The following is a 10,357-nucleotide window of genomic DNA, read 5'->3' on the forward strand; positions in this document are numbered from 1 at the left end:
GGCCCCTGCCGATGCCGCCGCCGAGGGTCCGGCGGGGCACCGCCTGGCCGCCCCGGCCCGCGCCTGGTTCGAGTCGCTGCGCGACCGGATCTGCGCCGAGTTCGAGGCGATCGAGGACGCGCTGGCCGAAGGGCCGCAGGCCGGCCTGCCGCCGGGCCGCTTCACCCGCAGCGCCTGGGACCGGCCGGGCGGCGGCGGCGGCGTCATGTCGGTGATGCGGGGCCGGGTCTTCGAGAAGGTCGGCGTCAACGTCTCGACCGTGCATGGCGAGTTCAGCCCGGACTTCCGCAAGCAGATCCCCGGGGCCGAAGGCGATCCGCGCTTCCTGGCCACCGGCATCTCGCTGGTGGCGCATCTGCATTCGCCGCGGGTGCCGGCGGTGCACATGAACACGCGCTTCATCGCCACCTCCCGCGCCTGGTTCGGCGGCGGCGGCGACCTGACGCCGATGGCCATGGAGGCGCCCGAGTCGCTGGAGGACGGGGCGGATTTCCACGCGGCCTACCGAGCGGCCTGCGACCGGCACGACCCGGCCTACTACCCACGCTTCAAGCAATGGTGCGACGAGTATTTCTTCCTGCCCCACCGGCAGGAGCCGCGCGGCCTGGGCGGCATCTTCTATGACTGGCTGGGGCGGGACGAGGCAGCCGGCGAGGGGCTGGACGGGCATTTCGCCTTCACCCGGGATGTCGGCGAGGCCTTCCTCACGGCCTATCCGCCGATCGTCCGCCGCCGCATGCAGGAGCCCTGGACCGAGGCCGAGCGCGAGCACCAGGAATTCCGCCGCGGCCGCTATGTCGAGTTCAACCTGCTGCATGACCGCGGCACGCTGTTCGGGCTGAAGACCGGCGGCCATACCGAGGCGATCCTGATGTCGCTGCCGCCGCGGGTGCGCTGGTAAGGCGCCCCCCTTCCCTCCCAGGCGCCAGATGACAGGGCGGCAATGCCCTGGCGCGACCCTCGCGAAAGCGGCATCCTCCCCGGGTCCAAGACTAAAAAACGCCTGGAGGATTTCGATGCCGACCCGCCGCGCCCTGCTGGGCGCCTCGCTGGCCATGCCTGCGCTCGCCGTTTCTTCGAACGCCAACGCCCAAGCCAACCGCGTCGCCGCCTGGCCGGAGCGGCCGGTCCGCTTCATCGTGCCCTATCCGCCGGCGGGGTCGACCGACCTGCTGTCGCGGCTGCTGGCGGAACGGCTCGGCCAGAAATTCGGCCAGAACTTCGTCATCGAGAACCGCCCCGGCGCCGGCGGCAACATCGGCATGGATGCCATCGCCAAGGCGGCCCCCGACGGCTACACCATGGGCGCCTCGACCATCGGCCATTTTTCCATCAACCAGTATCTCTACAGCTCGATGCCCTGGGACATCGACAAGGACTTTTCTGTTCTTGGTCTCACCTGGGAGTTCCCGAACGTGCTGGTGGTGGCCACCCAGCACTGTCCGGCGACGACGCTGCAGGAATTCATCGCCTGGGTGAAGAAGCGGCCGAACGGCGCCTCCTTCGGCTCGCCGGGGGTGGGGACGACGCCGCATCTGTCGGGCGAGATCTTCCGCAACCGGCTGCAGCTGGATGCGACCCATGTCCCCTTCCGCGGCGCCGCCCAGACCATCCCGGCGATGCTGTCGGGCGACGTGACCTTCGCCATCGACAACCTGGCCTCCTATGTCCCGGTCATCCAGGAAGGGCGGATGCGGGCGCTGGCGGTCACCGGGGCGCAGCGCTGGCCGACCCTGCCCGACGTGCCGACCATGGCCGAGGCCGGGGTGGACGACTTCGTCATCACCTCCTGGGGCGCCTTCGTGGCCCCGGCCGGCCTGCCGCGGCCGATCGTCGAGAAGGTCAACGGAGCACTGAAGGAAATCTCGGCCGACGAGGGGCTGAAGGCGCGCTTCCTGCAGGCGGGCGCCCTGACGCTGTGGTCGACGCCGGAAGACGCCATGGCCCGCGGCAAGGCCGAGCGGCCGATGTGGCAGGCGGCGGTGAAAGCGTCCGGGGCGCGCGCAGACTAACCGTCGCTGGAAAAAAACCCGTGGCGGGGCCATACCCCCCGCCATGGTCCAGGATCTCACCACCCCGGCCGGGCGGCGCGCCGCCTGGCTCAACAGCCTGTTCGTCGACCACGCCGTGCTGCGGCTGGGCTGGCGCAACTGGGGGGTGGTGGCGTCCGGGCGGCTCTACCGCTCGAACCATCCCAGTCCCTGGCAGATGCGGCGTGCGGTGCAGGCGGCCGGCATCCGCAGCATCGTCAACCTGCGCGGGCACCGGCAGAATTGCGGTTCGGACGCGCTAGGTCGGGAAGTGGCCGGGGAGCTTGGCCTGACCCATATCGATGCGCCGCTCGAATCGCGCGGGGCGCCGCACAAGGACCGCATCCTGCGCCTGGCCGGGCTGTTTTCCGAGCTGCCGGAGCCGGTGCTGATCCATTGCAAGTCGGGCGCCGACCGCACCGGGCTGGCGGCGGGGCTGTGGCTCATGCTGCAGGGGCGGCCGGTGGAGGAAGCCATGCGCCAGCTGTCCTGGCGCTTTGGCCATGTGTCGTCCAGCAAGACCGGCATCCTCGACGCCTTCTTCCGCGAATACGCCCGCTTCACCCGCGCTCATGGCCCGAAGCCATTCCTGGACTGGGTGCGCGACGATTATGACGAGGTTGCGCTGCGCCAGAGCTTCAAGAGCCGGCCCTGGGCGGACCGGCTGGTGGACGGCATCCTGCGGCGCGAGTGACGCCTCACCAGAGCAGGTGGGCGCCCAAGGCCAGCAGGGCTAAGAAAAAAAGCCGGCGGAACAGGACGGGCGGCAGGTTCAGCCTCTGCCCCAGCGCCATGCCCAGCAGGGTCGGGATCAGGGCCAGGGCCGAGGCCAGCCAGTCGCCACCTGCCCCCAGCGACCCGGCCAGCGCCAGGGTCGAGACGCTGAAGGACATCCCCATCCCTTGCAGCAGGGCGCGGCGCTCCAGCCCCAGCGCCTGCAGATAGGGCACCGCCGGCAGGACGAAGACGCCGGTGGCCGCGGTCAGGGCGCCGGTGACCAGGCCGCAGGCGGCGCCGATGACACTGGTGCCGCGGGCTGGGAGGGTCAGGCGGCGCTCGGCCAGGCCGAAGAGGCCGTAGAGGACCAGTGCGAGGCCCAGCCCCTGCTGCGCCAGCCGGGCATTGCCGCCGCTACCCATGCCGATGCCGATCCAGACGCCGAGCGCGGTGCCCAGCGGCAGGCCGATCAGCAAGGGCCACATCTTCTTCAGCAGCAACCGCAGTTGGCCGCCGGTTCCTGCCTGGACGATATTCGTCAGCAGCGAAGGCAGGATCATCAGGGCGGCGCCCTCGGCGGGGGGCAGGAAAATGCCGAGCAGTCCCATGGCGACGGTGGGAAGGCCGAGGCCGATGACGCCCTTCACCAATCCGGCGACGAAGAAGACGGCGGCGATGGCCAGGATCAGGCTGGGGTCGTGCTGCATGGCGCGAGGTTTGCGCCGCGGCCCGGAGGCCGACAATGCGTCATTGCGGCGGGGTGGCTTCGCATGGGACGAAGGCTGCCATGCATTGGGACCTGGCAGACCTGCGGCTGTTCCTGGCGGTGGCGGAGGCCGGCAGCATCACCGGCGGCGCTGTTCGGGCCAACCTGGCGCTGGCGGCGGCGAGCGCCCGGCTGCGCGGGCTGGAGGCGCGGATCGGCACGAAGCTGCTGGAGCGGCACCGGCGCGGCGCGGTGCTGACGCCGGCGGGGCAGGCGCTGCTGCATCATGCGCGGCGGCTGCAGGGCCAGATCGCCGAGATGCAGGGGGAGCTTTCGGCCTATGCCGGGGGGCTGGCGGGGCAGATCCGGCTGCCGGCCAACAGCGCCGCCTGCGAGGCCTTTCTGCCAGAGGTGCTGGGGCGGTTCGTCGCCGCGCATCCACGGCTGGACGTGGTGCTGGAGGAGCGGCCGAGCCATGCCATCGTCCGGGCCGTCACGGAAGGGGCGGCGGAGCTGGGGATCGCCGCCGGCTGGGCGGTGCGGGGCTTGGAGTCTGCGTTCTTTGCCCGCGACCGGCTGGTGGCGGTGGTGCCGTTGGATCGGGAGCTTGTCGGGCCGGTGCCGCTCGCGGCGCTGGCGGGGGAGAGCTGGATCGGGCTGGCCGAGGGCAGCGCGCTGCAGGAGCATCTGGCCGCGCAGGGGGTGCCACGGTTGCGGCTGCGCCTTGGGGGGCTGGATGCGGTGTGCCAGGCCGTTTCTGCCGGCGGCGGGGTCGCCGTGGTGCCCGAGGTCGTGGCCCGTCGGTTTGCCGTGGGGGTGGTTGCGTTGGCTGAGGACTGGGCCGTGCGCGAGCTGTTTGTCGTCGCGAGGTCCGTGGCTGGCCTCAGCCCTGCCGGTCAGGCGTTGTGGCGCCAACTGACGAAAGGGGCCTGGGGAAACTCAGTTTCCCCAGACTCTTAGGCCTGCTTCAGCTCGATCAGGCTGCCGCGGATCTTGCGCCCGCGGCGGATGCGGTCCTCGATGAAGCCGGCCTCGCCCCAGCGGACGGCGCGGCCCAGGGCGTGGGCATCCTCCGAGAAGCGCGCCAGCATTTCCAGCAGGGCCTCGCGGTTGTTCAGGAAGACGTCGCGCCACATGTCGACGTCGCTGGCAGCGATGCGGGTGAAGTCGCGGAAGCCGGAGGCGGCGAATTTCAGCACCTGCTCGCGGGTTTCCTGGGCCAGGTCGTCGGCGGTGGAGCAGATGGTGAAGGCGATCAGATGCGGCAGGTGGGAGACGATGGCGACCACCTTGTCGTGGGTGGTGGGGTCCATGCTTTCGATCATGGCGCCGGCGCGGCGCCAGAGCTCTGCCACCTTCTCCTGCGCGGCCGGGCTGCCGTAGTCGCCCGGGGTCAGAATGACGTAGCGGCCCTGGAACAACGTCGAAAAACCGGCATCGGGGCCGGAATGCTCGGTGCCGGCCATGGGGTGGCCGGGGACCAAGTCGACGCCCGCGGGCAGCAGCGGCAGCAGGTCACGCAGGACCGAGCCCTTGGTGGAGCCGGTGTCGCTGAGGATGGCGCCCGGCGCCAGGTGCGGGGCGATCTGCGCCATGACGGAAGCGAAGCTGCCGACGGGGGTGCAGAGGATGACGGCGTCGCAGCCCTTCACCGCCTCGGCGGCGTCGACCTCGACGACATCGGCGAGATCCAGCTCCCGCAGGCGGGCGGCGACGCCGACGCCGTGGTCGCAGGCGACCAGGGTGCGGGCGATGTCGCCGCGCTCGCGGGCCATGCGGGCCAGCGAGGAGCCGATCAGGCCGAGGCCGATCAGGCAGAGGCGGTTGAAGAGCGGCTCGGCCATCTCAGGCGCCAGCTCAGGCAAAAGCGTCGATGACGAGCTGGCATTCCTCGGCATTGCCGATGGTGATGCGCAAGGCTTGCGGCAGGCCGTAGCCGGTCATGCCGCGGACGATCAGGCCCTTGGCCTTCAGCCTGGCGTCGGCCGCCTTGGCGCCGTCCGCCGTGCCGAAATCGACCAGGATGAAGTTGGTCTCGCTGGGCTGGACCTTGTGGCCGGCGGCGGTGATCGCGGCCGAGACCTTGGCGCGCCATTCGGTGTTGTGGGCGACGCACTTCTCGACCCAGCCCTCCTCGCCGAGCGCGGCGACGGCGGCGGCCTGGGAGGCAGCGGCCACGTTGAAGGGGCCGCGGACGCGGTTCAGCGTGTCGACGATCCCGGCCGGGGCATAGCCCCAGCCCACGCGCATGCCGCCGAGGCCGAAGATCTTGCTGAAGGTGCGCAGCATGATGGTGTTGCCGGCAGCGTCGACGATCGCGGCACCCGCATCATAGCCGGGGGCGGTCACGTATTCCGCATAGGCGCTGTCCAGCACCAGCAGGATGTCGTCGCGCAGCCCGGCGCGCAGGCGCTTCATCTCGGACTCGGGCAGCAGGGCGCCGGTCGGGTTGTTCGGATTGGCGATGAAGACGAGGCGGGTGCGCGGGCCGACGGCGGCCAGCATGGCGTCGATATCGGCGAAGCCGTCCTTCTCGGCGACCTTCAGCACGCGCGAGCCGGCATAGCGGCCGGCGATGTCGTACATCATGAAGCCATAGGCCGACATGATGATCTCGGTGCCCTCGCCGCCATAGGCCAGGCAGAGATGGGCGATGAGCTCGTCCGAGCCGTTGCCGCAGACGATGCGGGCGGGGTCCAGGCCCCAGCGGCGGCCGAGCGCCTCACGCAGCGCCGTGGCGCCACCGTCGGGGTAGCGATGGGCTTCCCGCGCCGCCCGGGTGATCGCCTCGATGGCCGAAGGCGGCGGGCCGAAGGCGCCCTCGTTGGAGGAGAGCTTGATGATCCGGTTCACCCCGGGGATCTTCGACTCGCCGCCGACATAGGGCTCGATCGAGAGGATGGTGGGGCGCGGCAGCACGGTCATCGGGCGTCTTCTTCCGGCTCGGGCTCGGCATAGGCGCCGAGGATCTGCAGGCGGGGGAAAGGCAGGCTGGCCAGGCGCGGGTCTTCCTCGGCCAGGAAGCCCTCCACCTCGACCAGCGCCATGGGCGTCGGCGCGTCGCGGCGGATCATCCAGCGCGGCGCCAGGCCGACGCCGGTCAGCGCCGCATTGATGCGGGCACGGGACTGCTCGGGCTCCGGCTCGATGCGCAGCAGGCTGCGGTCGCGGCCGGTGGCGTCGGGCACCAGCGCAGCCACCGCATAGGCCGCGGGCGCGGCCAGGCCGGGATCGGCGCCGTTGCCGCTCTGCTCGGGCTGGGCCAGGAAGGGAAGCGCCGCCACGATGCGCAGCCGCGGCGTCTCCATCTGGGTCCACCAGGCGGCTTCCGGTTTTTCTCCATCCTGCGGCGCGGGCAGGACGGCCACCGCCGCCTCGCCCGAGCCGACGCTGGCCAGCGCCCGGTTGGTGGTGGCGTGCAGCTTCAAGGGCGTCAGCAGGCCGAAATGGGCGCGGGCGATGCGGGCGCTGGGCGAGTCGGCGCCCTGCTCGCCCTGCACCGCGGCGACCGAGAAATTCCCCTGCTGGGCCAGCGAGGAGGCGATCACCTCGCGCCACAGCCGGAACAGCGCGGCGCGCGGCAGGGCGCCGCGGTGGCGGCCCAGCAGGCGGCGCAGGATCAGCGCCTCCCGTCCGGGGCGGAAGGTGGCGGCGCCGCCCTTCACGCGGCTGGCGGCCATATGGGCGACGATATCCGCCCGGCGCATCAGCAGGTCATGCAGCGCATCATCGATCCGGTCGATCTCGACGCGCAGGGAGGCCAGGTCGGGGGGGGTATGGTCGGGCATGGCGGAGGGCCAGCTTTAGAGCGGTGTCGGGCCGCCGCCAAGCCACAAGCGCCGCCCGGACCCATCCCGGAAGCGAGCTCGGGCGCGACCATGGCCGATGCGCCACTGTTTTCCGCGGCGCAATATTTTCACGGACTGCCGTGGCATGGACCTCCGCCCCGGCCACGCCTATCTCTGGCGGCCGATCGATCGAGGCGGAGCCGAGCCGTGAGCGAGACCCCCATCCCCGAGGCCGTGGCGCACCAGACCGCGCATTTCCCGGAAGGGCTGGCGCTGGATTGCGGGGCGCTGGTCAGCCCGCTGGACGTCGCCTACCGCACCTATGGCACGTTGAACGCGGCGAAGAGCAATGCCGTGCTGGTCTGCCACGCGCTGACCGGCGACCAGTACCTGGCCGAGACCCATCCGGTGACCGGCCGGGCCGGCTGGTGGCAGGCGATCGTCGGGCCCAGCCGGCCGCTCGACACCGACCGTTTCTTCCTGATCTGCGCCAATGTGCTGGGCGGCTGCATGGGGTCGACCGGACCGGCCTCGCCGATGTCGCCGGGCAGCGACCGGCTGTGGGGGACGGATTTCCCCAATGTCACCATCCGCGACATGGTGCGCGCCCAGAAGAAGCTGGTGGACCATCTGGGGATCGAGCGGCTGCTGGCGGTGGTCGGCGGCTCGATGGGGGGGATGCAGGTGCTGGAATGGGCCGCGACCTATCCCCGCGCCGTCTTCGCCGCGGCGCCGATCGCGACGGCCCCGCATCACAGCGCGCAGAACATCGCCTTCCAGGAAGTCGGGCGCGCCGCCATCCATTCCGATCCGGACTGGCGCGGCGGCCGCTACTGGGAGGAGCCGGGGCTGGTCCCGGCCAAGGGCCTGTCGGTCGCGCGGATGGTCGCCCATATCACCTATCTCTCCGAGCAGGCGCTGACCCGGAAGTTCGGCCGCCGGCTGCGCGGCGCCCCGGCCCTCACCTTCCTGGAAGACGTCTTCGAGGTAGAAAGCTATCTGCGCCACCAGGGCAGCACCTTCGTCCGCCGCTTCGATGCCAACAGCTACCTGACCATCACCCGCGCCATGGACTTCTTCGATCTGGCCGAGGCGCATGGCGGGGAGCTGTCCGCCGCCTTCCAGGGCACGCCGACGCGGTTCTTCGTCGCCAGCTTCAGCTCCGACTGGCTGTTCCCGACCAGCGAGAGCCGGGCGCTGGTGCGCGCGCTGAACCGGGCGGCGGCCAACACCTCCTTCGTCGAGATCGCCTCCGACAAGGGCCACGACGCCTTCCTGCTGGAGGAGCCCGAGTTCCACGCGGCGCTGGGCGGCTTCCTGAATGGCGCTGCGGAGCGGCTGGGCGTCTGAGGCGCCGCGGCCCTTCCGGTACGGCTCCGGAAACAGTCTGTCCCCTGCTGAAAAGATCAGGCGGCTCGGCAAGCCTCCAGCGCCCAGGCGGGGGCTTGCCCGCAGCCCTGCCCCTGGTGCATTGCAGCATCCATCAGAAATGGCGGGTCTTCGCGGTTTCGCGATCTAAAATTACCCAACACGGCGGAGGCGGCGCAATGAACGCGCAGCCCGCCCTTCTTCCAGCCATGGCGGACCGATGACCGAGCGCAGCACCCCCTCGACGACCCTGACGCGGCAGGACCTGCGCACCCTGATGCTGGCCTCGCTCGGCGGCGCGCTCGAATTCTACGACTTCATCATCTTCGTCTTCTTCGCCGCCGCCATCGGCAAGCAGTTCTTCCCGGCCGACACGCCGGAATGGCTGGAGATGGTGCAGACCTTCGGCATCTTCGCCGCCGCCTATCTGGCGCGGCCGCTGGGCGGGCTGGTCATGGCGCATTTCGGCGACAAGATCGGCCGCAAGCGCATGTTCACCCTCAGCGTCTTCCTGATGGCGATCCCGACCCTGCTGATCGGCCTGACGCCGACCTACGAGACGCTGGGCTATGCCGCGCCGCTGCTGCTGCTGGTCTTCCGCATGATGCAGGGGGCTGCCATCGGCGGCGAAGGCCCGGGCGCCTGGGTCTTCGTCTCCGAGCATGTTCCCGCCCGCCATATCGGCCTGGCCTGCGGGTTGCTGACCGGGGGGCTCACCGGCGGCATCATGCTGGGCTCGCTGATGGCGACCTTCATCAACACCATCTTCACCCCGGCCGAGGTGGTCGGCTACGCTTGGCGCATCCCCTTCATCCTGGGCGGCGTCTTCGGCTTCGGCGCCATGTATCTGCGCCGCTTCCTGCACGAGACGCCCGTCTTCGAGGAGATGCGCCGCCGCCGCCAGCTGGCCGAGCTGCCGATCAAGGCGGTGCTGAAGGACCATCGCCGCGGCATCGTCGTCTCCATGCTGGTGACCTGGATGCTGACGGCCGCCGTCGTCGTGGTGATCCTGCTGACGCCGCGCCTGCTGCAGCAGCTGCACGGCTTCACCCCGGCCCAGACGCTGCAGGCGAATCTCGCCGGCACCTTCACGCTGACCGTCTGCGCCATGCTCTGCGGCTGGCTGATCGACCGCTTCGGCGTGGTGAAGGTCGCCGTCACCGGCATGCTGGGGCTGATCGCCTCGACCTACCTTCTCTACGTCGGCGCCGGGGCGCGGCCGGAGCTGCTGGTGCCGCTTTACGCCCTGGCCGGGGCCTTTGTCGGCGTCATCAACGTCGTGCCCTTCGTGATGATCAACGCCTTCCCGCCGGCGATCCGCTTCTCGGGCGTGTCCTTCTCCTACAACGTCGCCTACGCCATCTTCGGCGGGCTGACGCCGCTGCTGGTCTCCGGCCTGGTCGCGCTCGACCGCATGGGCCCGGCGCATTACGTGGCGATCGTGACGCTGATCAGCCTGGCCACCGTCATCGTCAACGCCCGCGCCCGCCGCGGCGTGGCCGCGCCCCAGGCCGTCGCGGCTGAATAATCCTTCATGGCCGGCGCCCCTTCTAGGGCGCCGGTCAGCGTTGGCAGGGCTGGCGGAAACAGGATAAGCCGGCCCCCATGGCCGCCCTCCCGCCCCCTGAGACCACCAAAGCCCTGCTCGCCCGCCTGTGGCGGCACTACGTGCGCCACCACCGCGCGGGCATCGCCCTCGCCCTGGTCTGCACGGCGGCCCTGGCCGGCTTCACCGCGCTCTACCCGCT

10 protein-coding genes are annotated in these 10,357 nt (G+C 70.7%); 6 read left to right on the forward strand and 4 right to left on the reverse strand.

Annotated elements, in window-relative coordinates; all coding sequences use genetic code 11:
* Nucleotides 1–43 precede the first annotated feature (43 nt).
* The 3 genes from hemF to BKE38_RS08165 all read left to right on the forward strand — a co-directional run bounded on the left by hemF (nt 44) and on the right by BKE38_RS08165 (nt 2,724).
* Complete coding sequence (hemF, locus tag BKE38_RS08155; RefSeq protein ID WP_076956837.1) at nt 44–901, forward strand: oxygen-dependent coproporphyrinogen oxidase; 858 nt, start codon at nt 44–46, stop codon at nt 899–901.
* 115 nt (nt 902–1,016) lie between these two features.
* Entirely contained in the window at nt 1,017–2,012 is a 996-nt protein-coding gene (locus BKE38_RS08160) for a Bug family tripartite tricarboxylate transporter substrate binding protein (RefSeq protein ID WP_076956829.1), read from the forward strand.
* Between the two features lie 43 nt (nt 2,013–2,055).
* Nucleotides 2,056–2,724: a dual specificity protein phosphatase family protein gene (locus BKE38_RS08165; protein WP_076956830.1), complete on the forward strand. Its 669-nt coding sequence runs from the start codon at nt 2,056–2,058 to the stop codon at nt 2,722–2,724.
* 4 nt (nt 2,725–2,728) lie between these two features.
* Here BKE38_RS08165 and BKE38_RS08170 read toward each other — a convergent pair whose 3' ends face one another.
* Nucleotides 2,729–3,454: a sulfite exporter TauE/SafE family protein gene (locus BKE38_RS08170; protein WP_076956831.1), complete on the reverse strand. Its 726-nt coding sequence runs from the start codon at nt 3,452–3,454 to the stop codon at nt 2,729–2,731.
* Nucleotides 3,455–3,534: 80 nt separating this feature from the next.
* On the opposite strand from BKE38_RS08170, the gene BKE38_RS08175 reads away from it, so the two are divergent.
* A complete protein-coding gene (locus tag BKE38_RS08175) occupies nt 3,535–4,413 on the forward strand; it encodes a LysR substrate-binding domain-containing protein (RefSeq protein WP_076956832.1) in 879 nt (292 codons plus the stop codon).
* Here BKE38_RS08175 and BKE38_RS08180 read toward each other — a convergent pair.
* Genes BKE38_RS08180 through BKE38_RS08190 form a run of 3 tightly spaced genes read right to left on the reverse strand, consistent with a single transcriptional unit; the run spans nt 4,410 to nt 7,241 of the window.
* Nucleotides 4,410–5,297, reverse strand: coding sequence for a prephenate dehydrogenase/arogenate dehydrogenase family protein (locus tag BKE38_RS08180; protein WP_076956838.1), 888 nt, complete (start codon nt 5,295–5,297; stop codon nt 4,410–4,412). The genes BKE38_RS08175 and BKE38_RS08180 overlap by 4 nt on opposite strands.
* Before the next feature lie 13 nt (nt 5,298–5,310).
* Nucleotides 5,311–6,378 carry a histidinol-phosphate transaminase gene (hisC, locus tag BKE38_RS08185; RefSeq protein ID WP_076956833.1) on the reverse strand — a complete coding sequence of 356 codons (1,068 nt, stop codon included), beginning with the start codon at nt 6,376–6,378 and terminating at the stop codon, nt 5,311–5,313.
* Nucleotides 6,375–7,241 (reverse strand): chorismate mutase, encoded by an 867-nt coding sequence (locus BKE38_RS08190; protein ID WP_076956834.1) that lies wholly within the window; start codon nt 7,239–7,241, stop codon nt 6,375–6,377. The genes hisC and BKE38_RS08190 overlap by 4 nt, the downstream gene beginning before the upstream one ends.
* Nucleotides 7,242–7,448: 207 nt before the next feature.
* Between BKE38_RS08190 and metX the strand changes: the two genes are divergently transcribed.
* Complete coding sequence (gene metX, locus BKE38_RS08195; RefSeq protein ID WP_076956835.1) at nt 7,449–8,591, forward strand: homoserine O-acetyltransferase MetX; 1,143 nt, start codon at nt 7,449–7,451, stop codon at nt 8,589–8,591.
* A gap of 238 nt (nt 8,592–8,829) precedes the next feature.
* Entirely contained in the window at nt 8,830–10,137 is a 1,308-nt protein-coding gene (locus BKE38_RS08200) for an MFS transporter (RefSeq protein WP_076956836.1), read from the forward strand.
* The last annotated feature ends 220 nt before the right edge of the window (nt 10,138–10,357 follow it).

Origin of the sequence: Teichococcus deserti (genome assembly GCF_001982615.1) — a bacterium.
Classification (GTDB): domain Bacteria; phylum Pseudomonadota; class Alphaproteobacteria; order Acetobacterales; family Acetobacteraceae; genus Pseudoroseomonas; species Pseudoroseomonas deserti.